The organism is Nocardioides solisilvae (genome assembly GCF_003194625.1).
In the GTDB taxonomy this organism is placed as follows: Bacteria; Actinomycetota; Actinomycetes; order Propionibacteriales; family Nocardioidaceae; genus Nocardioides; species Nocardioides solisilvae.
In genome coordinates this window covers 742,516-764,430 of the sequence record NZ_QHKX01000001.1, presented here as the reverse complement: position 1 = coordinate 764,430, position 21,915 = coordinate 742,516, and the positions used below count along the sequence as shown (strand labels likewise).

Annotated in this window: 17 protein-coding genes and 1 tRNA gene; 13 read left to right on the top strand and 5 right to left on the bottom strand. The window is 73.8% G+C overall.

Going from position 1 to position 21,915, the window contains the following annotated elements; all coding sequences use genetic code 11:
- Nucleotides 1-9 precede the first annotated feature (9 nt).
- Nucleotides 10-2,157 carry an MMPL family transporter gene (locus tag DNK53_RS03620; protein ID WP_110180887.1) on the top strand — a complete coding sequence of 716 codons (2,148 nt, stop codon included), beginning with the start codon at nt 10-12 and terminating at the stop codon, nt 2,155-2,157.
- 78 nt (nt 2,158-2,235) lie between these two features.
- On the opposite strand, the gene DNK53_RS03615 is transcribed toward DNK53_RS03620, so the two are convergent.
- Nucleotides 2,236-3,615: an NAD-dependent malic enzyme gene (locus DNK53_RS03615; RefSeq protein ID WP_110180886.1), complete on the bottom strand. Its 1,380-nt coding sequence runs from the start codon at nt 3,613-3,615 to the stop codon at nt 2,236-2,238.
- A gap of 89 nt (nt 3,616-3,704) precedes the next feature.
- On the opposite strand from DNK53_RS03615, the gene DNK53_RS03610 reads away from it, so the two are divergent.
- Both DNK53_RS03610 and DNK53_RS03605 read left to right on the top strand, forming a co-directional pair.
- The gene (locus DNK53_RS03610) at nt 3,705-4,028 is read left to right on the top strand and encodes a GNAT family N-acetyltransferase (RefSeq protein ID WP_110180885.1); all 324 of its coding nucleotides are present in this window, start codon (nt 3,705-3,707) and stop codon (nt 4,026-4,028) included.
- A 99-nt stretch (nt 4,029-4,127) separates the two neighbouring features.
- Entirely contained in the window at nt 4,128-6,023 is a 1,896-nt protein-coding gene (locus tag DNK53_RS03605; protein WP_110180884.1) for a M12 family metallo-peptidase, read from the top strand.
- A gap of 25 nt (nt 6,024-6,048) precedes the next feature.
- On the opposite strand, the gene DNK53_RS03600 is transcribed toward DNK53_RS03605, so the two are convergent.
- Together DNK53_RS03600 and DNK53_RS03595 are read right to left on the bottom strand one after the other, a co-directional pair.
- On the bottom strand, nt 6,049-6,537 hold the full coding sequence (locus tag DNK53_RS03600) for a glutathione peroxidase (RefSeq protein WP_110180883.1): 489 nt from the start codon (nt 6,535-6,537) through the stop codon (nt 6,049-6,051).
- A gap of 8 nt (nt 6,538-6,545) precedes the next feature.
- A complete protein-coding gene (locus DNK53_RS03595; protein WP_110180882.1) occupies nt 6,546-6,992 on the bottom strand; it encodes a nuclear transport factor 2 family protein in 447 nt (148 codons plus the stop codon).
- Between the two features lie 173 nt (nt 6,993-7,165).
- On the opposite strand from DNK53_RS03595, the gene DNK53_RS03590 reads away from it, so the two are divergent.
- Nucleotides 7,166-7,960 carry a hypothetical protein gene (locus DNK53_RS03590; RefSeq protein ID WP_110180881.1) on the top strand — a complete coding sequence of 265 codons (795 nt, stop codon included), beginning with the start codon at nt 7,166-7,168 and terminating at the stop codon, nt 7,958-7,960.
- A 54-nt stretch (nt 7,961-8,014) separates the two neighbouring features.
- Entirely contained in the window at nt 8,015-9,856 is a 1,842-nt protein-coding gene (locus tag DNK53_RS03585) for a M12 family metallo-peptidase (protein ID WP_162599754.1), read from the top strand.
- A gap of 67 nt (nt 9,857-9,923) precedes the next feature.
- Here the strand turns inward: DNK53_RS03585 and bluB are convergent, their stop codons facing one another.
- On the bottom strand, nt 9,924-10,544 hold the full coding sequence (bluB, locus tag DNK53_RS03580) for a 5,6-dimethylbenzimidazole synthase (protein ID WP_110180879.1): 621 nt from the start codon (nt 10,542-10,544) through the stop codon (nt 9,924-9,926).
- Between the two features lie 194 nt (nt 10,545-10,738).
- On the opposite strand from bluB, the gene DNK53_RS03575 reads away from it, so the two are divergent.
- On the top strand, nt 10,739-12,580 hold the full coding sequence (locus DNK53_RS03575; protein ID WP_162599753.1) for a hypothetical protein: 1,842 nt from the start codon (nt 10,739-10,741) through the stop codon (nt 12,578-12,580).
- A 65-nt stretch (nt 12,581-12,645) separates the two neighbouring features.
- On the opposite strand, the gene DNK53_RS03570 is transcribed toward DNK53_RS03575, so the two are convergent.
- A tRNA-Leu gene (locus DNK53_RS03570) sits at nt 12,646-12,732 on the bottom strand.
- Nucleotides 12,733-12,905: 173 nt separating this feature from the next.
- Between DNK53_RS03570 and DNK53_RS03565 the strand changes: the two genes are divergently transcribed.
- Genes DNK53_RS03565 through pknB form a run of 7 tightly spaced genes read left to right on the top strand, consistent with a single transcriptional unit; the run spans nt 12,906 to nt 21,873 of the window.
- Nucleotides 12,906-13,622 carry an FhaA domain-containing protein gene (locus DNK53_RS03565; RefSeq protein WP_110180877.1) on the top strand — a complete coding sequence of 239 codons (717 nt, stop codon included), beginning with the start codon at nt 12,906-12,908 and terminating at the stop codon, nt 13,620-13,622.
- Between the two features lie 4 nt (nt 13,623-13,626).
- Entirely contained in the window at nt 13,627-14,091 is a 465-nt protein-coding gene (locus DNK53_RS03560; RefSeq protein ID WP_110180876.1) for an FHA domain-containing protein FhaB/FipA, read from the top strand.
- Nucleotides 14,092-14,098: 7 nt separating this feature from the next.
- Nucleotides 14,099-15,481 (top strand): PP2C family protein-serine/threonine phosphatase, encoded by a 1,383-nt coding sequence (locus DNK53_RS03555; RefSeq protein ID WP_239456338.1) that lies wholly within the window; start codon nt 14,099-14,101, stop codon nt 15,479-15,481.
- Nucleotides 15,482-15,501: 20 nt separating this feature from the next.
- The gene (locus DNK53_RS03550) at nt 15,502-16,905 is read left to right on the top strand and encodes an FtsW/RodA/SpoVE family cell cycle protein (protein WP_110180875.1); all 1,404 of its coding nucleotides are present in this window, start codon (nt 15,502-15,504) and stop codon (nt 16,903-16,905) included.
- Nucleotides 16,902-18,368 (top strand): peptidoglycan D,D-transpeptidase FtsI family protein, encoded by a 1,467-nt coding sequence (locus tag DNK53_RS03545; protein WP_110180874.1) that lies wholly within the window; start codon nt 16,902-16,904, stop codon nt 18,366-18,368. The genes DNK53_RS03550 and DNK53_RS03545 overlap by 4 nt, the downstream gene beginning before the upstream one ends.
- Nucleotides 18,365-20,053: a protein kinase domain-containing protein gene (locus tag DNK53_RS03540; RefSeq protein WP_110180873.1), complete on the top strand. Its 1,689-nt coding sequence runs from the start codon at nt 18,365-18,367 to the stop codon at nt 20,051-20,053. Before DNK53_RS03545 ends, DNK53_RS03540 begins: the two co-directional genes overlap by 4 nt.
- Nucleotides 20,050-21,873 carry a Stk1 family PASTA domain-containing Ser/Thr kinase gene (pknB, locus tag DNK53_RS03535; RefSeq protein ID WP_110180872.1) on the top strand — a complete coding sequence of 608 codons (1,824 nt, stop codon included), beginning with the start codon at nt 20,050-20,052 and terminating at the stop codon, nt 21,871-21,873. The genes DNK53_RS03540 and pknB overlap by 4 nt, the downstream gene beginning before the upstream one ends.
- Nucleotides 21,874-21,915 lie beyond the last annotated feature (42 nt).

Genomic DNA, 21,915 nt, shown 5'->3' with positions numbered 1-21,915 from the left:
GGAGATCCCATGTCCTCCTCGCAGCCCTCCGGAGCGAACCGGCTGGCGACCCTGCTCACCAGCAGGAGGCTCGCCTGGCTCGTCGCCCTGGTCCCCCTCGTCCTCGCCATCGGCGCGCTCGGGTTCGTGAGCGAGGGAGAGCGCAACACCGGTCCCACCGACGGGATGCCGGTCGGCTTCGACAGCACCGACGCCGTCGCGCTGCAGGCCGAGCTGCCCGAGGAGGAGGCCTCGGTCGCGATCGTCCTGTGGACGGCCGAGGAGGGCGAGCTCTCCCAGGAGCAGCTCGGCGCGCTCGAGCAGCAGGTCGGCCCGCTCGTCGCGGAGATGGCCGGCGGCGAGGGCGGGCCCGGCGGTCCCCCCGGCGCCGGCGAGGGCGGCCCGGGCGGCCCCGGTGGCCCCGGGGGCTCGCCGCTGCAGGTCGCCGACGACGGCACGGCGGCGTACACGGTGGTCCCCGTCGTCGCGGCGACCGCGTCGGAGAACGCCGACCGGGTCGGCGAGCTCCGCGACCTGCTGGCCGACGAGGTCCCCGACGGCGTCGAGGTGCAGGTGACCGGTCCGGCCGGGATCCAGGCCGACATCGCCGCCGTCTTCGAGGGCGCCAACTTCCGCCTGCTCGCCGCGACCGCCTCGGTCGTCGCGCTGCTGCTGATCATCACCTACCGCAGCCCCGTGCTCTGGCTCGTGCCGCTCACCGTGGTCGGCGTCGCCGACCGGCTCGCCGCGATCGTCGCCACCCAGGTGATGCAGCGGATCGACTACGTCAACTGGGACGAGTCGACGATCGGCATCCTCAGCGTGCTGGTCTTCGGCGCCGGCACCAACTACGCGCTGCTGCTCATCTCGCGCTACCGCGACGAGCTCAAGCGGCACCACTCCCGGCACGAGGCGATGGCGGTCGCCGTGACGCGGACCGCCGAACCGGTCTTCGCCAGCGCCACCACGGTGGTCCTCGGCCTCCTCACCCTGCTGCTGTCGGTCTTCCCGCCGACCCGTGGCCTCGGCCTGGCCTGCGCCATCGGCATCCTCATCGCCGCGCTCTTCGTCATGGTCGTGCTGCCCGCCGCGCTCGTCGTCTTCGGCCGCTGGATCTTCTGGCCGCGGGTGCCCCGAGAGGGCGACCCGGCCCTGGTCGACTCGAAGTCGATCTGGCGCTCGGTCGGCAGCACCGTCGCGAAGGCGCCGAGGGCGTTCGTCGCCGGCACCCTGGTCGTCCTCGCGCTCATGACCGTGGGGCTCACCCAGGTCACGACCGGCCTGGAGCCCTCCGACCAGTTCCTCGACACCCCCGAGGCGATCACCGCCGCCGACCGGCTGGGCGAGTCGTTCCCCGCCGGCACCACCGACCCGGTGCAGGTGGTCACCCGGGCCGACGCCGACGACGTCCTGGGCGCGGTCGAGGGGGTCGACGGGATCGCCTCGGCCCGGGTCACCACGCAGGAGTCCGGCATCGCCCAGGTCGACGCCGTCCTCGACGCGGCCCCCGGCAGCGAGGCGGCGCGCGACACCGTGGCGGCCGTGCGCGACGCGGTGGCCGACTTCGACGCGACGTACGTCGGCGGCGGCGACGCGGAGGCGCTCGACGAGCGCGAGGCGTCGGTCCGGGACCGGTTCCTCATCCTGCCGCTGATCCTGCTGCTCGTGCTCGGCGCGCTCTTCCTGCTGCTGCGCTCCTTCGTCGCCCCGGTGCTGCTGGTGCTCGCGGTGGTGGCGACGTACGCCGCCGCGATGGGCACGTCGTGGTGGATCTTCACCGGCGTCTTCGGCTTCGAGGCGATGGACGTGGGCGTGCCGCTGCTGGCCTTCCTCTTCCTGGTGGCACTCGGCGTCGACTACAGCATCTTCCTCGTGACCCGGGCCAAGGAGGAGGCGCGACGGCACGGCACCGGGCCGGGCATGCTCCGCGCCCTCGCGGCGACCGGCGGCGTGATCACCAGCGCCGGCATCCTGCTGGCCGCCGTCTTCGCGGTGCTCGGCGTGCTGCCGCTCGTCGTGCTCGCCCAGCTCGGCGCGATCATCTGCCTCGGCGTGCTGCTCGACACCCTGGTCGTCCGGACGGTGCTGGTGCCCTCCCTGGCCCTCACCCTCGGCGACAGGTTCTGGTGGCCGCGCCGGGTCCGCGACGCCGAGCCCGCGCCCGCCGACGCCGCCTGATCTACCACTCCCTCGCGGGACGTCATCACCCCCGGTCGCTGGAACGACCCACCGTGATGACGTCCCGCGGGCGGTGGCTCACTCCTCGAGGCCGCGGATCGCGCGCGCCACGGCGTGCGGGACGTCGGGGTGGAAGACCGTGGGGATGATGAAGCTCGGGTTGAGCTCGTCGTCGGTGACCACGGCGGCGATCGCGTGCGCCGCGCGGATCAGCATGTCGGTGGTGATCACGTGGGCGCGGGCGTCGAGCAGCCCGCGGAAGACGCCGGGGAAGGCCAGCACGTTGTTGATCTGGTTGGGGTAGTCGGACCGACCGCTGGCCACCACGGCCGCCCGCTTCCCCGCCTCGGCGGGGTCGATCTCGGGGTCGGGGTTGGCCAGGGCGAAGACGACCGGGTCGGGCGCCATGAGGTCGATCCACTCGGCCTGCAGCACGCCGGGTCCGCTCACCCCGACGAAGACGTCGGCGCCGGCGAGGGCGGTGGGCAGGTCGCCGCGCACGTCGCGCGGGTTGGTCCGCGCGGCCAGCGCCGCCTTCGCGTCCGACAGGCTGGTGTCGTGGCGGCTCAGGCAGCCCTCCCGGTCCCAGACCACGACGTCGGAGGCGCCGTCCGCGAGGAGCAGGCTCACGATCGCCGTCCCGGCCGCGCCACCGCCGGCGACCACGATCCGGGAGTCGGCCAGCGTCTTGCCCACCACGCGCAGTGCGTTGGTGAGCGCGGCGAGCACCACGATCGCCGTCCCGTGCTGGTCGTCGTGGAAGACCGGGATGTCGAGCGTCTCGCGCAGCCGCGCCTCGATCTCGAAGCAGCGCGGCGCCGCGATGTCCTCGAGGTTGATCCCGCCGAAGCCGGGCGCGATCAGCTGGACGGCGCGGACGATCTCGTCGGTGTCCTGGGTGTCGAGGCAGATCGGCCAGGCGTCGATGTCGGCGAACTTCTTGAAGAGGGCGGCCTTGCCCTCCATCACCGGGAGCGCGGCACCGGGCCCGATGTTGCCCAGGCCCAGGACCGCCGACCCGTCCGTCACCACGGCCACCGAGTTGCCCTTCACGGTGAGCCGCCAGACGTCCTCGGGGTTCTGCGCGATCGCCGTGCTGACCCGGCCGACGCCGGGCGTGTAGGCCATCGACAGGTCGTCGCGGGTGCGCAGCGGGACCTGGCTCTGCACCGCGATCTTGCCGCCGATGTGGAGCAGGAAGGTCCGGTCGCTGACCTTGTGCACCTGGACGCCGTCGAGGGCGTCGACCACCTCGGCCAGCTGCTCCGAGTGGGCCTGGTCGGCGGCCGAGCAGGTGACGTCGACGACGAGCCGCTCGTGGCTCGACTCGGCCACGTCGATGCCGGTGACGATGCCGCCGTGCTCGGCCAGGGTGGTGGCCACGGCTCCGACGACCGCGTGGTCGGGCCGGGTGTGCAGGCGCATGGTGATCGAGTACGACGAAGCGGTGGCGGCCATGCCCCCGACCCTCCACCCCGCACCCGCGTACCGGCAAGTCACCGCCGGGCCCGCCGGCCCGTCCACCGGTGCGGGGCTACGGTCGGGGCATGAGCGAGACGACACCGGAGCCCACCGTCACCGACAACGCCGACGCGAGCCGCTACGAGGTGCACGTCGGCGACGAGCTCGCCGGCTTCGCCGACTACGAGACGTCCGACGGCCTGGTCGACTTCACCCACACCGAGGTCTTCGAGCAGTTCGGCGGCCAGGGGCTCGCGCAGCGGCTGGCCCGGCACTCCCTCGACGACGTGCGGAGCCGAGGCCTCGGCGTCCTGCCGCACTGCGCGTTCTACGCGAAGTACCTGAAGAAGAACCCGGAGTTCGTCGATCTGGTCCCGGCCGACCGCCGGGCCGAGTTCGACCTGGCCTGACGCCCGCGCCCGCCGAGGCGTCTCGTCCCCCGCGCTTCCGCGCCGGGGACGCCGGCCACCCGTCAGGATGACCCCCACACGCACGATCTGGGGGAGAAGATGAACGTTCGGCACACCGTCGCCTCGGCGACCCTGGTGGTCCTCGCGGCCGCCGCCACGCCCGCCCTGTCCGGGATCGGCCCGGCCGGCGCCGCCGGCACGGGCGACGCCGCCGGGGGCGAGAGACTGCTGCACGCGCCCGGCGCGGCCCGTGGCGGCGACCTGGCCCCGGTCCCTCCGGGGGCGCAGCGGCACCGGCTCGTCACGCTCGACGAGGAGCTGCTCGCCGAGCAGGGTCCCGGCGACCGGCTCCGGGTCGACCTCTTCGACGGCGACGCCGTGACCGTCGTGCTCGACGGCCGCGCCGAGGACGGCGCCACCACCAGCTGGAGCGGACGGCCCGAGGCAGGTCCCGGCTCGTTCACGGCCGTCCAGGTCGACGGGACCCAGCACCTGCGGCTCAGCACCCCGGCGGGGATCTTCGAGGTCACCGAGGTCGGGGCCGGGACCCATCGCCTGGTCCAGGCGTCCGACCCGTCGGAGCGCGACGGCGACGACACCCACGTGCCTGACGTGCCGGCGGCCCGTCCGGGCGGGACGGGCGGGACGGGCGGCCGGCCAGAGGCACCGGGGGCCCCGCTGCCGGAGGCGGCGGGCGGCGACCCGGTCAGCGAGATCGACATCGCCTTCCTCTACCCCCGCAGCCTCGTCGACCGCTTCGGCGCCGGGCCGCTGCAGGCGCAGTTCGCCCTGGGCATCGCCGAGACCAACCAGACCCTGGCCAACTCCGGGCTCACGGCCCGGGTGCGGATGGTCGGCTCGCGGCAGGTCGCGGCCGAGACCCCGGGCGACACGCTCACCCTGATCCGCCAGCTGGACAAGGCCGGCGACGGCGTCTTCGACGAGGCCTTCGCCCTGCGCGAGGAGACGCACGCCGACCTCGTGAGCCTCTGGCTCAGCGGGGACCCGGCCATCGACAACGTCTGCGGCCGCGGCAGCCTCGGCGGGCTGAGCCCCTACTGGGACCCCGAGCTCGCGCCCTGGACCGTGATCCGCGCCGAGTGCGAGGACGTGGCCTACGTCTTCGCCCACGAGATCGGCCACAACCTCAGCGCCCAGCACGACGCCGGCGCGGCGTCCGCCCCGCTGGACGGCAAGCCCTACGCCCGCGGGTACGTGGACCTGCCGGCGCGAACCATGACCGTGATGGCCTACTGGACCCAGTGCTACGCGGCGGGCGTGGAGTGCACCCACGTCCCCCACTTCTCCAGCCCGTCGGTCACCACGGCCGGCGGCCGACTGACCGGGACCCCCGAGGCGGACAACGCACGCGCCGTCGCCGAGCAGGCGCCCGCGGTGGCCAACTACCGGCAGTCCCGGATCCACCCCGGCACCGTGACCGTCACGGGCGCGGGCCAGGCCGGGACGACGCTGTCGGCGAGCGCCGCCGGGTGGGCCCCCGAGAAGCTGTCGTTCGGCTACCAGTGGCAGGTCGACGGCGCGGCGGTGCCGGGCGCCACGGGCCAGACCTTCACGCCCGACGCCACCCTGGTCGGCCGCTCCGTCTCCGTGCTGGCCACCGCGTCCGGGCCCTGGTACCAGCCGGTGTCGCTCGCCTCGGCGCCGGTCGTCGTCACCGCGGCCCCGACGCCGCCGGTGGTCACGCCGCCGGTCGACGGCCGGGCGCACTTCAGCTCCACCCGGACCAGGCTCTCCGGGAAGGCCCGGCCCGGCGGCCGGCTCCGGGCGCGGGTGGGCGGCTGGTCGCCGACCCCCGCCGCCACCTCCTACACCTGGCTGCGCAACGGCAGGCGGATCAAGGGCGCGGCGGGCGCCACCTACCGGGTGCGGGCCAAGGACCGCGGCAAGACCATCCGCGTCGTGGTGACGGGCAGTCGGTCCGGGTACCACCTCGCCCGGGGAGCCTCCCGGGCCGTGCGGGTCAAGCGGCGCTGACGCGGACGGGCGCCGGGGCGGCGCCTCAGGCCGGGACGGCCAGGGCCGCCTCGATGTCGGCGGCGATCTCGTCGGGCCGGGTGGTGGGGGCGTAGCGGCTCAGCACCCGGCCGTCCCGCCCGACGAGGAACTTGGTGAAGTTCCACTTGATCCGGTCGCCGAGGACCCCGCCCTTCTGCTGGCGCAGCCAGGCGAAGAGCGGGTGGGCGTCCCGGCCGTTGACGTCGACCTTGGCGAACATCGGGAACGTGACCCCGAAGCGGCCGGTGCAGAACGCCTCGATCTCCTCCTCGGTGCCCGGCTCCTGCCCGGCGAACTGGTCGCACGGGAAGCCGAGGACGTGGAAGCCGGCGCCGGCGTACTTCTCCTCCAGCGCCTGCAGGCCCTCGTACTGCGGCGTGAATCCGCACTGCGACGCCGTGTTGACCACCAGCAGCACCTGGCCGGCATAGGTGGACAGGGACTGCTCGGTGCCCTGGATGGTCGGGGCCGCGAAGACGTGGATCGAGGTCACCCCCCGATTCAACCGGCTGCCTGGTCGCCCGACTCCTGCCCGGCCGCGCGCGCGACGATCCGGTCGAACCGCGAGGCCATCTCGTCGGCCAGGGCCTGGGCGCCCGACAGCGGCCGCACCATCACCATGAACTCGTCGATCAGCCCGTCGTCGTCGAGGTGCAGGAAGTCGCAGCCGGTCAGCTGCTTGTCCCCGACCCGCGCCTCGAAGACCAGCGCGTGGTCGCGCGCGCCGTCGCCGCCGATCTCGGTGACGTAGACGAAGTCGGAGAAGACGTCGACCACCTCGGTGAGGATCGAGGCGGTGATCGCCCTGCCCGGGTAGGGCTTGTGCGCGACCGGGCTGCGGAAGACCACGTCCTCGGCGAGCAGGGCGGTCATCGCCTCGGGGTCGCGGGCCTCGACGGCGGCGCGGAAGGCCCGGGCGGTGTCGGTGCGGGGCTGGCTGCTGGACATGGGCGGCAGCGTACGACGAGCTGCGCGACCTCTGCGTGAGCATCCTGCAGGGCCGCGAGAGCGTCCGCCGGATTTTCGCCCACCCGGCTGGTGAGGTGGGCGTCCGCTCGAGTGGGATCGCCCGCCAGCGACGGGAGGTAAGGTAAGCCTCACCTACCGAAGGGTCCCGTTCGATGTCGCACTCCGCCGCCTCCCCGTCCCTCTCCGAGCGCGCCTCCTCGACGGCGTACCGGCTGCTCGACGGCGGCGGCTCCGCGTCGTTCGTGCCCCACCGCGACGACGCCGACCGCTCGGTCGCGGTCCTGGCCCACGGCCTGACCGGGCGGGGCGACCTGCTCGTGGCCGTCGTCGACGCCGAGGCGCCCGGGCTGCGCGGCGGCGTGACGACCGTGCGGCTCGACGTCCGCCGGGAGGCCGCCGAGGCGCGGGTCCGGGTGATCTCCGCCTCGGTCCACCTCCACGGCACCGTGGAGTGGCTGGACGAGGCCGACCACGCGTCCGTCGTCGCCGCCGGGCTGCGGGGGACGCTCGGCCTCGTCGCCGCCGCACAGGGCGTCCGGCTCGGGGCGGTGCGCGCGGAGCGCGTCCTGCTGCACGACGCCTCCGGGGTGACCCCGTTCCCCTGGACCGGACTTGCGGACTCCGCGCACGGGCGCACCTTCCCGGGCCCCGACCAGGAGCTCGAGGCCCACGAGGTCGTGGCCTCCGTGCCCGACGACGAGCTGCGGGCGCTCTGCGACGCCGTCGCCGCCCAGCGCCTCCCCGGCCGCGTGCTGAGCGACCGGCCCACGCGGACCACCTGCTCCGGCACCGTCGGGCGCGTGCTGGTGGTCGACGTCGACGCGGTCGGCGTCCACCTCATGCGGGTCGACCCCGACCGGACGAGCGTCGTCTTCGTGCAGCTCCCGGCGCCCGCCCGCGACCTCGAGGGACTGCGCGAGCAGGTCGCGGCCCTGCAGGAGGTGTGAGGTCGCCGCGTTGGGGCAGGATGCACCCGCCATCCACCACGGGGGAGAACTCACATGAACGTACGACGTACCACCGGATCCGGGATCCTGGTGGCCATGCTGGCCGCCCTGGCGCCCGCCGTCTCGGGAGCCGGCGGCGCCACCGCGAGCCCGGCCGAGGAGCCGCTGCTCACGCCCGCCGCCACGCCGACCGACGACCTCACTGCCACGCCGCCCGCCGCCGAGCGCAGCCGGCTCGTGGCCCTCGACGCCGACCAGCTGGAGCGGCGCCGGGCCGGCGACCGGATCGAGCTCGACCTCTTCGAGGACACCACGGTGACCGCCGTGATCGACCGGCGCACCGACGAGCCGACCGAGCTCGGGGGGACGACCACCTGGACCGGCCACGTCGCCGGGAGCCGCCACCCCTTCACCGCGGTCGAGGTCGACGGCACCCACCACCTCCACCTGGCGACCGCCGAGGCGGTCTACGAGGTGACGCTCGCAGGCGGGGAGACCTACCGGGTCGTGGAGACCGCGACCGCCCAGCGCGGCCGCGACGTCCACGTCCCCGAGGTCCCCGAGCACTCCGACGGGCACACCGAGGGGCACACCGAGGGGCGGCAGGGCGGGGACCGGGGCGTCACCGCCGCCGGCACCGGCCAGGACCCGGTCGACCAGATCGACGTGGCGGTCGTCTACCCGCCCTCCGCGCCCGCGCGGATCGGGGCCGACGCGCTGCAGGCCCAGATCGCCCTGGCGATCTCGCAGACCAACCAGGCGTTCGCCAACTCCGGCATCGCCGCCCGGGTGCGGCTGGCCGGCACGGCGGTCACCGCCACGGAGACCGGCACCGACCTCTTCACCATGTACGACCAGCTGGCCGACCCGGCCGACGGCCTCTTCGACGACGCCCACGTGGTGCGCGAGCAGACGCACGCCGACCTGGTCAGCCTGTGGGTGAGCGCTCCCTCGCCGCAGTACGAGTCCTGCGCCCTCGGCGGCCTGGGCGGCATCGTCCCGAACGACTCCGAGCTGACGCCGTTCACCGTCCTGCACGCCGACTGCACCACGCGGACCTACACGTTCGCCCACGAGGTCGGCCACAACCTGAGCGCCCAGCACGACGTCGCCGCCGCCAACCCGCCCAACCCACGGGGCAAGGCCTACGCCCGGGCGTACGTCGACGTCCCGGCCGCCACGATGACCGTGATGGCCTACTACGAGCAGTGCATCGCCGCGCGGATCAACTGCACCGTGATCCCCTACTTCTCCAACCCCGCGGTCAACACCCCGGCGGGCCGGATCACCGGCACTGCTGCAGCCGACAACGCCCGCGCGATCAACGAGCAGGCGCCGCTGGTGGCCAACTACCGGCAGTCGCAGATCTACCCGGGCACCGTCGCCATCACCGGCAGCGTGCGCGCCGGGTCGCTCCTGCGGGCCTCGGCGGCCGGCTGGGCGCCGGCCAACGTGACCTTCACCCACCAGTGGCTGGTCGACGGGGTCCCCGTCCCCGGCGAGACCGGGCCGACGTTCCGGCCGTCGACCGACCTGATCGGGCGGACCGTCTCCCTGCAGCTCACCGCCTCCGCGCCCTACTACCCGAGCGTCGGCGCCGCCTCCGCGCCCGCGGTGGTCGCCGAGGGGGTGTTCGACAGGTCCCGTCCGCGGATCAAGGGCAAGGCGCGCCCCGGCAGCACGCTCAAGGTGCGGCTCAAGGGCTGGAACCCGAAGCCGAGCAAGGCCCGCTACCAGTGGTTCCGCAACGGCAAGGCCATCAAGAAGGCCAGGAAGAAGACCTACCGGGTCACCGGTCGGGACCGCGGCAAGAAGCTGCACGTCGTCGTCCGCGCCAAGCGCAGCGGCTACGAGTCGACCCGCGCGAAGTCGAAGAAGGTGAAGGTGCGCCGCTGAGCCCGGCGACACGCCGCTGACCCGCACGAAGGGCCCCGGAAGATCCGGGGCCCTTCGTCGTCCCCGGTCAGCCCCCGTACCGCTCGCGGTGCAGCACGCGCTCGAGCGGACCGCGTGCGCGCCAGCCGAACCGCTCCAGGTCAGGGACCTCCTGCAGCTCGGCCACCGGCCCCACGCAGAGCCAGGCCACCGGTCGCACGTGGGGCGGCAGGCCCACCAGGTCCGCCAGGAACTCCTCCCGGTAGAAGCTCACCCAGCCCACGCCCACCCCCTCGGCGGTCGCGGCCAGCCACAGGTTCTGGATCGCCAGGCAGACCGAGTAGAGGCTCGTGTCGGCGATCGCGTGCCGGCCGAGCACCACCTCGCCGGCGGTGGTCGGGTCGTGCCCGACGACGATCCCGAGCCCGGACTCGACGATCCCCTCCACCTTGATCCCTCGGAACGTGTCGGCCCGTTCGTCGGAGAGGGAGTCCGCGAAGACCTGTCGCTCCGCCGCCACGTGGTCGCGGAAGGCGCTCAGGGTGGCGGGCTCCCGCACGGTGACGAACGCCCACGGTTGCGACATGCCGACGCTCGGCGCGCGGTGGGCGGCGCCCAGCACCCTGGCCAGGACGTCGTCGGGGAGCGGCTCGCCCGTGAACTCGGCGCGGGTGTCGCGGCGGCGGGCGATGGCTTCGTAGAGGTCCATGGTCCGACCCTCGCACGAGGGGCCCGGCACGCACGAAGGGCCCCGGGAGCGCCCACTCGCCGGTCCGCACCACCCTGGCGCACGTACCCGGACCCCCGGACGCCGGTCCACGCAGCGTCGGCGGGTCTTGGCACCGCCTCCGCTCCGCTGCCACACTGCGCGCGCCATTCACCGTTCTGGGAGGGACGACCACCATGTCACTGTCATCCAGGAGAGCCGTCGGGGTCCTGGGCCTCGCCGTCACCGCAGCTCTCACCTTCGCCACCACCAGCCAGCCCGCACTGGGCGCCGACCTGCCGGCACCTCCGGCTGCCGTCGCCGCCGCTAACGCCCCCAAGGTGTCCGGCGCCGTCGCACTGACCAGCCTCACCAACATGTTCGCCAGCTACGGCAACGGCTCCGGCACCAACGGCAGCTACGAGGCCCTGTGCGCGAGGTGGTCCGGGGCTGACGGCACCCAGTCCGTGGTGCTGCCGGGCAACAGGCGTCTCTGGTCCTTCTCCGACACCTACCTGGGTCGACCCTCCGAGCGGGGAGGCTTCTTCGTCAGCTTCCTGCGCAACTCGATGGTCGTCCAGGACGGTGCGACGTCGAGCGACCCCGCCTCGCTGAAGCGCACCATCACGGGAGGCAACACCTGCCAGGAGAAGAACCAGAACCGTGAGTTCTTCGAGCGCTACGCCCACACCCCGATCAGGTCCAACGCGATCGGCGTGTCCAACTGGTACTGGAACACCGCCGCCCTGACCAACCCGGCCGGTGACAAGGTGCTCAAGTTCCACGTGAAGAACAGCCCGCACCTCGACCTGTGGAAGGAGGACACCTGGGCCTGGACGCTGCACGACGTCAGCGACTTCGGCTCGGTCACGATGGGCAGGAGCCCTGTGGACCACCCGAACCCCCGCATCCGGAGCACCACGCCGGACGACCCCGCCACCCTTAAGGTCGACGAGACGACCCACCACCCGATCCTGTGGGGTGCCGAGGTGGTCCGGGACGGCGGCTTCTTCTACGTGTACGGGGTGGCCAAGGTGCACGCCACCACCGCTTCTCGCGAGCTCTTCCTGGCGCGCACGACGTCGTTCGCCGGCCTGACGAACTTCTCGTCGTGGAACTTCTACAACGGCTCCACCTTCGTGCCGGGCGAGACCAACGCCAGGGCGGTGGGCAACATCAACACCTCGCCCGGCTTCTCGGTGCGCAAGATCAACGGCACGTGGTGGAACATCCAGCACGAGCCGGACTGGTGGGGTGGGGACGTCGTCGCGCACCCGGCCAGCACGCTGTGGGGATTCACCTCGAAGGCCATCCGCCTGTACACCACGCCGGAGGGTGACCTGCGGTCGCCGAAGTACTACTACCACTACGACGCCCGCGTGCACGACGGCTACTACACCGACCAGACGGTCTTCTCGTACAACGTGAACAGCGACGCCAAGACGGTCGGGTGCGGTCCGGTGATCGACCGGGACCCGACGATCTACCGGCCCCGGTTCGTCCGGGTCCCGAACTCGTCGTTCAAGGCGAGCCTCGCCCAGCCCTTGAGCGCGACGCCCACGAAGACGCCCAGCTCCCCCAACCCGGGGACCTCCACCGGCGTCGGGGTGCCGGACACCCGCTGGTTCTACAACCGGTCCGGCTTCCTCGGCGGGTCGGACCCGTACTTCTCGGGCGGGTGCCCCAACCTGCAGCCGCGCGCGACCGCGCAGGTCGTCAACCTGTCGGCCGCCTGGCAGGCCGACGGGACGGTGAAGCTCGACTGGACCTCCTTCGGCACCGACATGTGGTACTACGTCGAGCGCAAGGTGCCGGGCGGCAGCTGGACGCCGTTCCGGTTCGACGGCATCGGGCCCAAGTCCTGGGCCACCGGGACCAGCCACGTCGACCTGCCGATGCTGCTCGGGGTGCCGAAGAACGCGGCCGTGCAGTACCGCGTCCAGCCCTTCCCGAAGAACGACAAGCGCTACCACGACGGTGCTGCCGACCAGCTGACGCTGGCCTACTCCAACGTGGCGACGGCGACGCCCACGGGCTGATCCGTCAGGAGGGCGACAACGCGCAAGGCCCCGGGTCCGAGGACCCGGGGCCTTGTCAGTGCTGGTGGTGCGCGAGGGGGGAGTTGAACCCCCACGTCCTTTCGGACACACGGACCTGAACCGTGCGCGTCTGCCTATTCCGCCACTCGCGCCAGAAGCGGGCTCAGGCTATCCCACCGGTGCCCGGCCCCCCAAACCGGCGCCTCCCCGCCGCGCCGCCGGGCCCCCGCGTGGCCTCCCCGATAGCATCGCGGGGTCCGCCCCCGCGGACACCGCGCGGCTGCCCGCCGGCCCCGGGACGACCCGACGAGACGAAGGAGAACGCGTGAGCGGCTTCCAGCGCTTCGAGCAGAAGCTCGAGCAGCTGATCTCCGGGGTCTTCGCGCGCGCCTTCCGCAGCGCCGTCCAGCCTGTCGAGATCTCCGCCGCCCTGCAGCGCGAGGTCGACAACAACGCCCAGATCCTCAGCCGCGACCGCCGCCTGGTCCCCAACGACTTCGCCGTCGAGCTCTCGTCCGCCGACCTCGACCGCCTGGCGCCCTACGACAACGCCATGGCGCGCGACCTCTCCGACCAGCTGCAGGACCACGCCGACTCCCAGGGCTACGTCTTCCCCGGCCCCGTCCAGATCGCCTTCGAGGCCGCGGAGGACCTCACGACCGGCCGGTTCCGGATCCGCAGCCGCGCCCAGGCCAGCGTCACCGGCGACCACGACCGGACGCGCCACCGCCGTCCGCGGGTCCAGCTCGACGTCAACGGCACGAAGCACCCCCTGCTGCCGCCCGGCGTCGTCGTCGGTCGCGGTATCGAGGCCGACCTGCGGATCAGCGACCCCGGGATCAGCCGCCGCCACGTCGAGTTCGTCGTCACCGAGAACCACGGCGACCTCGAGGTCTCGGTCCACGACCTGGGCTCCACCAACGGCATGCTCGTCGACGGCAGGAAGATCGACCGCGCACCGGTCGCGGACGGCACCGTCGTCCGGATCGGCAACACCGAGCTCACCGTGCGGGTCGTGGGCGACGACGCGGACAGGGAGTGAGCGGGTGTCGGAGCTGACGCTGTTCCTGATCCGGTTCGCCTACCTGGCGGTCCTGTGGATCTTCGTGCTCTCCGCCATCTCGGTGATCCGCTCCGACATGTTCGGCGCCCGGATCCCCGAGGCCCGCGCCGCCCGCAAGAAGGCCGGCAAGCAGGCCAAGCCCGTCCGCCGCCGCGGCCAGCCCACCCACCTCGCCGTGGTCGAGGGCGCCAACGCCGGCGAGCAGGCCGCCCTCGACGACGCCCCGCTGCTCATCGGCCGGGGATCGGACGCCGCGATCCGCCTCGACGACGACTACGTCTCCACCCGCCACGCGCGGGTCGCCGCCTCCGGCGACCAGTGGTACGTCGAGGACCTCGGCTCGACCAACGGCACCTACGTCGGGTCCGTCCGGATCACCCAGCCCACGACCATCTCCCTCGGTACGCAGGTGCGGATCGGCAAGACGATCCTCGAGCTCCGGAAGTAGGCGCTTCGTGACCGACCCCGAGAACGACACCGTCGCCCGCGACCCCTCGCTGGCGCGGACCCCCCCGCCGGTCGAGCACAGCGACACCGCGGAGCGCGACCCCGACGTCGCGGCGAGCGCCACCATGCGGCTGAGCTACTCCGCGATCTCCGACGTGGGGCGGGTCCGCAAGGACAACCAGGACAGCGGGTACGCCGGCCCCTGGCTGCTGACGGTCTGCGACGGCGTCGGCGGGGCCGCCCGCGGCGACATCGCCTCCTCCACGGCCGTCTCGGTGCTCCGCCGACTCGACGAGGCGCCCGCGGCCGTCGGCGGCGACGCGCTGCTGACCCGGGTGGCCGGGGCCCTGCACCGCGCCCACGACCGGATCTCCGAGCTGGTCGAGGAGGACCCCTCGATCTCCGGCACCAGCACCACCGCGACGCTCGCCGCCTTCGACGGCCAGGTGCTCGGGGTCGGCCACGTGGGCGACAGCCGCGCCTACCTGTGGCGCCAGGGCGAGATCAGCCAGCTCACCCACGACCACACCTTCGTCCAGGGCCTGATCGACGAGGGCCGGATCACCGAGGCCGAGTCGCGGGTCCACCCGCACCGCAACCTGATCCTCAAGGCCCTCGACGGGGTGCACGACCCCGCCCCCGACCTCTTCACCGTCCAGCTCCAGGAGGGCGACCGGGTGCTGCTGTGCAGCGACGGTGCCTCCGGCGTGCTGGAGGACGCCCGGCTGGGCGAGATCCTCGGCTCCGGCACCCCCGACCACGCGGCCGTCGAGCTGGTCCGCGCCAGCCTCGAGGCCGGCAGCTCCGACAACGTCACCTGCGTCGTGGCCGACGTGGTGGCCGCCACCGACCCTGCCCCCGAGGAGCTCAGGCCGCTGCTGGTCGGTGCGGCCGCCGAGCTGCCGCGACAGCACTCCGGCGGGGTCGCCCCGACCGTCGGCGGGCCGGCGCCCGGCCCGGCGGCCGAGCCGCGCACCGCCCCCGTCCCCGTGGCCGGCGGCGGCCACGCGCCCGCGGCGTCGGCCGAGCCGATCGACGTCGAGGCGGCCCGCTACGCCCCCCGCCCGCCGCAACGCTTCGCCTGGCTGCGCCGGTCCTTCGCCGCCCTGGTGGGCGTGGGCGTGCTGTGGATGCTGCTCGCCGCCGCCTGGCACTGGAGCCAGCAGCAGTTCTACGTCGGCGAGCACGAGGGCGTCGTGACGATCTTCCGAGGCATCAACGCCGACATCCCCGGGATCGACCTCTCCCACCCCTACGAGACGACCGACATCGCCCTCGACGAGCTCTCCGACTACGACGCCAACCAGGTGCGTGAGGGGATCGAGGCCGACGACCTGGCCAAGGCGGAGCAGACCGTCGACAACCTCGCCGCCCAGCAGGGTGGCGGCTGAGTCGTGGCGGAGCTCGTGCGATGAGCCAGACCGGAGCCCTCATGGGCTTCGTGCACCGCCGACGGCGGGGCGCGGAGCTCTTCCTGCTGGTGCTCGCGCTCGCGGTGGGGATCGGCGCCTACGCGGCGGTCGGCCTCGGCGTCGACGGCGAGGTCCCGGTCGACATCGTCGGGTACGGCGGGTGGCTGGCCGCGCTCGTCCTCGTGGCCCACTTCACGCTGCGCTTCGCCGCGCCGTACGCCGACCCCGTGCTGCTGCCGGTGGTCGCGGCGCTCAACGGGCTGGGGCTGGCGGTGATCCACCGGCTCGACCTGGCCAAGGAGGCGGCCGGCAAGCCCCACGACTACGCCCAGCAGCAGCTCATCTGGATGACGCTCGGCGTCGCCCTCTTCGTCGGCACCGTCGCCCTGGTGCGCGACCACCGGGTGCTCCAGCGGTTCACCTACACCAGCGGGCTCGGCGCCGTGGTGCTGCTGCTGCTGCCGCTCGTGCCCGGGCTCGGCTACCGCAACTTCGGCGCGCAGATCTGGATCCGGGTCGGCCCCTTCAGCTTCCAGCCCGGCGAGCTCGCCAAGGTCCTCCTCGTCGTCGCGGTCGCCGGCTACCTCGTGCTGCACCGCGACGCGCTCGCCCTGGCCGGGCGCCGGCTGCTCTTCCTGGACCTGCCGCGCGGCAGGGACCTCGGCCCGATCCTCATGATGTGGGGCCTGAGCCTGGGCATCCTGGTCTTCCAGCGCGACCTCGGCTCCAGCCTGCTCTTCTTCGGCCTCTTCCTGGTGATGCTCTACGTCGCCACCGAGCGGGCCGGGTGGCCCGTGGTGGGGCTGCTCCTCTTCTCGGCCGGCGCGCTGGCGGCCTACCAGCTCTTCGGGCACGTCCGGAACCGCGTCAACATCTGGCTGGACCCGATGGCCTACATCGACCAGACCCCCGGCTCCGGACAGCTCGTCGAGGGGCTCTTCGGGATGGGCTGGGGCGGCCTGATCGGTCGCGGCTTCGGCGAGGGCCGGCCCGACCGGATCCCGGTGGCCGAGTCCGACTTCATCATCGCCGCGATCGGCGAGGAGCTGGGACTCACCGGCGTGATGGCGGTGCTGCTGCTCTACGGGCTGATCGTCGAGCGGGCGCTGCGCACCGCGCTGATCTGCCGCGACGGCTTCGGCAAGCTCGTCGCCACCGGCCTGGCCGCCGTCTTCGCCCTGCAGGTCTTCGTGGTCGTCGGCGGCGTCACCGGGCTGATCCCGCTGACCGGCCTCACCACCCCGTTCCTCTCCTACGGCGGTTCGTCGCTGGTCGCCAACTGGGTCATCATCGCCCTGGTCGCCCGCATCTCCGACCAGGCGCGGCGGCCGCCCCCCGACCTCTCCCCCGAGGCGGCCGGGACCGGTGACGACGACGCGACCCAGGTGGTGAAGCTGAGGTGAACAAGCCCATCCGCACGGTGGCGGGCTTCTGCCTGCTGCTCTTCGTCGCCCTGCTCGTCAACGCGACCTACCTGCAGTACTGGCGCGCGGGCGAGCTCGCGGAGGACCCCCAGAACCGGCGCATCGTCGAGGCCGCCTTCTCCCGCGAGCGCGGCGCGATCCTGGTCGGCCGGCAGGCGGTCGCCGAGTCGGTGCCCTCCGACGACAAGTACGAGTTCCAGCGGGTCTACCCGCGGCCGTTCCAGTACGCCCCGATCACCGGCGCGTTCACCTACTTCAGCCAGACCGGGCTGGAGCGCAGCCAGAACGAGGTGCTCTCCGGCGAGGACTCGCGCCTCTTCGTGACCCGGCTCGTCGACATGCTCAGCAACACCGAGCCGCAGGGCGGCAGCGTCCAGGTGACGATCAACCCCGCCGCGCAGCAGGCCGCCTTCGACGGGCTCTCCGCGCTCCCCGGCGACGTCGAGGGCTCCGTGGTGGCGCTGGAGCCGTCCACCGGCAAGATCCTGGCGATGGTCTCCCTGCCCACCTACGACCCCAACCGGCTGGCCAGCCACCGGCTCGGTGAGGTGACCGCCGCCCAGCGCGAGCTGGAGGACGCCCCCGGCCAGCCCCTGCTCAACCGGGCCACCGGCACCCGCCTCCCGCCCGGCTCGGTCTTCAAGCTCGTCACCGCGGCCGCGGCGATGGAGGAGGCGGGCTACACCGCGAGCTCCCGGGTCCCCGGAGGCGCCTCCTTCCAGCTCCCGCTCACCAGCGACGAGAGCGGCCTCATCGACAACGAGGGCCGCTCCTGCGGCGGCGACCGGATCCCCTTCACCCAGGCGATGGCCAACTCCTGCAACACCACCTTCGCCAAGCTCGCCATCGAGGTCGGCGCCGAGGGGATGAAGGAGCAGGCCGACGCCTTCGGCTTCAACGAGCAGTACCTCGACGAGCTGCGCCAGGCCTCCTCGGTCTTCCCCGCCGACCTCGACGAGGCCCAGCTCGGCCAGACGGGCATCGGCCAGTTCGAGGTGGCCGCGACCCCGCTGCAGATGGCGATGGTGGCGGCCGCCCTCGGCAACGACGGCTCCCTGATGACGCCCTACCTCGTCGACAAGGTGAGCTCGCCGAGCCTGCAGGTCCTCGACCAGACCGAGCCCCGCGAGCTGCGCCAGGCGGTCTCCCCCGCCACGGCGCGCGACCTCACCGAGCTGCTGGTCGCCACGGTCGACGAGGGCACGGCCTCACCCGCGGCCATCCCGGGCGTGCCGGTGGCGGGCAAGACCGGCACGGCGCAGAGCGGCCTCGACGACGTCCCGCCGTACGCGTGGTTCGTCTCCTACGCGCCGGCCGACGACCCGCAGGTCGCGGTGGCCGTGATGATCCAGAAGGCCGACATCCCCCGCGGCGAGATTGCAGGCGGCCGCCTCGGCGGGCCGATCGCGAAGGCAGTGATGGAAGCGGTGATCACCCAGTGAGCGACCACGACGAGCCCGGCACCCAGGCTCTCGGCCCGGGGGCGGAGGGGCCGGGGCGCTGGGTCGACGACGCGCACCGCTACCGCCTCGAGTCGCGGATCGCGACCGGCGGCATGGGCGAGGTCTGGCGGGCCGCCGACACGGTCCTCGGGCGCACCGTGGCGGTCAAGCTGCTCAAGGCCGAGTACGCCGACGACGCGACGTTGCGCTCCCGCTTCGAGACCGAGGCCCGGCACGCCGCGGCCCTCTCCCACGCCGGCATCGCGGCCGTCTACGACTTCGGCGAGGCCGGCGCCGCCGACGGCTCCGGCGCCCCGCGCCCCTACCTGGTGATGGAGCTCGTCGAGGGCCAGCCGCTGTCGGCGCTGCTGCGCTCCGGCACCCCCCTGGACCCCGAGGCCACCCGCGAGCTCCTGGCCCAGGTCGGCGACGCGCTGGGCGCCGCGCACCGGGCGGGCATCGTGCACCGCGACGTCAAGCCCGCCAACCTGCTGGTCACCCCCGACCGCCGGGTCAAGGTCACCGACTTCGGCATCGCCCGCGCCGCCGAGGGGATGGCGCTGACCCAGACCGGCCAGGTGATGGGCACCCCGCAGTACCTCTCCCCCGAGCAGGCCGAGGGCGGGCGCGCCACCCCGGCCTCCGACGTCTACTCCCTCGGCGTGGTGGCGTTCGAGTGCCTGGCCGGGCGCCGCCCCTTCGAGGCGGACAGCCCGGTCGCCACCGCCCTGGCCCACCTGCGCCAGCCCGTGCCCGAGCTCCCCGGCGACGTCCCGGCGCCGCTCGCCGCCGTCGTACGCCGTGCCCTGGCCAAGAAGCCCGAGGACCGGTTCGCCGACGGCGCCGCCCTGGCGGCCGCCCTGCGCGACCCGGCCGCCCACGCCGCGCCCGTGCCCGTGCCCGTGGACGAGCCCGTGACCACCGTGCTGGCCCCGCCGGCCCCGGAGCCCGCCACCGGCGTGCTGCCGGCGACCGGGGCCCTCGCGGCCGGCCACCCGGCCACCGGCGCGTTGCCGACCCAGCCGCCCGACGAGCGCCGCTCCGCGTGGCCCCTCGCCGTCGCCGGCGTGGTGCTCCTGGCCCTGCTCGCCGCCGGGGCCTGGTGGGTGCTGGCCGGGGGCGGTGACGCCGACGACGAGCCCGCCCGCGACCGGCCCACCCGCTCCCAGCGGCCCGCGCCGTCACAGGAGCCGAGCGACGAGCCGGTCCAGGTCCGGGCCTCGGACTACGTCGGCCGCGACGTCGACCAGGTCGTCCGCGAGCTCCGCCGGCTCGGGCTGGAGGTGGTCCGCGACGAGCGCGACAACCCGGGCGACGAGCGGGAGGGCGAGGTCGTGTCGGTGAACCCCACCGGGGCGCTGGTGCGCGGCGACCGGGTGACCGTCGCCTTCTGGGGCGCTGCGCCCGAGGAGGAGCCGACCGAGGAGCCCTCGGAGGAGCCGACCCCGACGCCCACCCCGGAGCCGACGCCCACGCCCCCGCCCACCCCGGAGCCGACCCCGACGCCGACCCCGACGCCCGAGCCCACGCCGCCACCCGAGGCCACCCCGACCCCCGAGCCGCCGGCCCCCTCCCCCGAGGGCACCGCGGGGCCCGACGGCACGACGTCCACCCCGACGAGCACCACGCCCACCGAGACCCCCACGACCTTCACTGCGACCACCACTGCGAGAGGCGATCGATGAGCAAGCCAGGGCCGACCGTGGTCGGCGGCCGCTACGAGCTGGGCGAGCTGCTCGGCCGCGGCGGGATGGCCGAGGTCCGCAAGGGCACCGACACCAGGCTCGGGCGCACGGTCGCCGTCAAGCGGTTGCGGACCGACCTGGCCAGCGACGCGACCTTCCAGGCGCGGTTCCGCCGGGAGGCGCAGTCGTCGGCCTCGCTCAACCACCCCTCGATCGTGAGCGTCTACGACACCGGCGAGGAGTGGTCCGACGACGGCTCCCCCGAGGGCGGCGTGGCGCAGCCCTACATCGTGATGGAGCACGTCGCCGGGCGCACCCTGCGCGACATCCTGCGCGAGGGTCGCAAGATCCTGCCCGAGCGGGCGCTCGAGATCACCAGCGACGTCCTCGGCGCCCTCGACTACAGCCACCGGGCCGGGATCATCCACCGGGACATCAAGCCCGGCAACGTCATGCTCACCCCGGGTGGCGACGTGAAGGTGATGGACTTCGGGATCGCCCGCGCGGTCTCCGACGCCTCCAACACCATGACCCAGACCGCCGCCGTGGTCGGCACCGCGCAGTACCTCTCGCCCGAGCAGGCCCGCGGCGAGACGGTCGACTCGCGCTCCGACGTCTACTCCACGGGCTGCCTGCTCTACGAGCTGCTCACCGGGCGTCCCCCGTTCGTCGGGGAGAGCCCCGTCGCCGTCGCCTACCAGCACGTGCGGGAGCCGGCCCAGCCGCCGTCGGTGCACGACCCCGACCTCACCCCCGAGATCGACGCGATCGTCCTCAAGGCGCTGGCCAAGCGGGTCGAGGACCGCTACCAGTCGGCGGCAGCCATGCGCACCGACATCGAGCGCTACCTGGCCGGCCACGACGTCCGGGTCGCCCCCGTGCCGACGCCGGCGGCGTCGGGCCCGGCCACCACGGCCACCCGGACCGTCCCGCCCGTCCCGCCGGCCGCCGCGCCCGCCCCGGCGCCCGCCGCCGGGACCGACGACGGCGGGCGCCGGGTGCTGCCGCTGGTCCTCATCGGCCTGGTCGCCCTCGGCCTGCTGGTGCTGGCGGCGTGGGGGATCCCCAAGCTCTTCGACGACGGCGCCGAGGAGGTGCGCGTGCCGGCCCTGATCGGGCTGACCGAGGCCGAGGCGCGCGCCGAGATCCGCGATGCCGAGCTGGTCGTCGGCGAGGTGGAGTACGAGGCCGACCCCGACGCCGAGGCCGACGAGGTGATCCGGCAGTCCCCCAACGACGTCTACGTGGAGAAGGGCAGCACCATCAGCCTCGTCGTCTCCACGGGGGCCCCGATGGTCGAGGTGCCGTTCCTCGTCGGTCAGGACCGCCGCGAGGCCCGCGACGTGCTGCGCAACCGCTCGCTCAAGGTGAAGTTCGAGGAGCGGGAGTCCGACGAGCCGGCCGACCAGGTGGTCGAGATGACCCCGGGGGCCGGCGAGCAGGTGCCCGAGGGCACGGTCGTGACGCTCTTCTTCTCCGACGGCCCCGAGCAGATCCCGTCCCTGGTCGGCATGCGTCGGAAGGCTGCGGAGCAGGCGGTCAAGGACCTCGGCTTCGTCCCCGAGGTCGTCGAGCGGACCGACACCACCGAGCCGCGCGGCACCGTGATCGGACAGACCCCCGAGGCCGGGCGCGACGCCCCCGCGGGGAGCACCGTGGTCATCTACGTCTCGGTCTACGAGCCGCCGCCCGAGCAGCCGACGCCCACCGAGCAGCCGACCGACCAGCCCACCCCCGGCCCGCCCACCGACCTGCCGACGCCCGGCCCCCCGACGGACCTGCCCACCGGCCCCCCGGAGACGCCCGGTCCGCCCGGCTGAGCCGGTAGCCCGGCTGAGCCGGTCCGCGGTTGGGCCGGTCCG

Coding starts and splice junctions, on each gene's coding strand:
- DNK53_RS03590 (WP_110180881.1), top strand. CDS start 7,166: ATGTCGCACTCCGCCGCCTCCCCGTCCCTCTCCGAGCGCGCCTCCTCG.
- DNK53_RS03585 (WP_162599754.1), top strand. CDS start 8,015: ATGAACGTACGACGTACCACCGGATCCGGGATCCTGGTGGCCATGCTG.
- DNK53_RS03620 (WP_110180887.1), top strand. CDS start 10: ATGTCCTCCTCGCAGCCCTCCGGAGCGAACCGGCTGGCGACCCTGCTC.
- DNK53_RS03610 (WP_110180885.1), top strand. CDS start 3,705: ATGAGCGAGACGACACCGGAGCCCACCGTCACCGACAACGCCGACGCG.
- DNK53_RS03605 (WP_110180884.1), top strand. CDS start 4,128: ATGAACGTTCGGCACACCGTCGCCTCGGCGACCCTGGTGGTCCTCGCG.
- DNK53_RS03615 (WP_110180886.1), bottom strand. CDS start 3,615: ATGGCCGCCACCGCTTCGTCGTACTCGATCACCATGCGCCTGCACACC.
- pknB (WP_110180872.1), top strand. CDS start 20,050: ATGAGCAAGCCAGGGCCGACCGTGGTCGGCGGCCGCTACGAGCTGGGC.
- DNK53_RS03595 (WP_110180882.1), bottom strand. CDS start 6,992: ATGTCCAGCAGCCAGCCCCGCACCGACACCGCCCGGGCCTTCCGCGCC.
- DNK53_RS03550 (WP_110180875.1), top strand. CDS start 15,502: ATGAGCCAGACCGGAGCCCTCATGGGCTTCGTGCACCGCCGACGGCGG.
- DNK53_RS03575 (WP_162599753.1), top strand. CDS start 10,739: ATGTCACTGTCATCCAGGAGAGCCGTCGGGGTCCTGGGCCTCGCCGTC.
- bluB (WP_110180879.1), bottom strand. CDS start 10,544: ATGGACCTCTACGAAGCCATCGCCCGCCGCCGCGACACCCGCGCCGAG.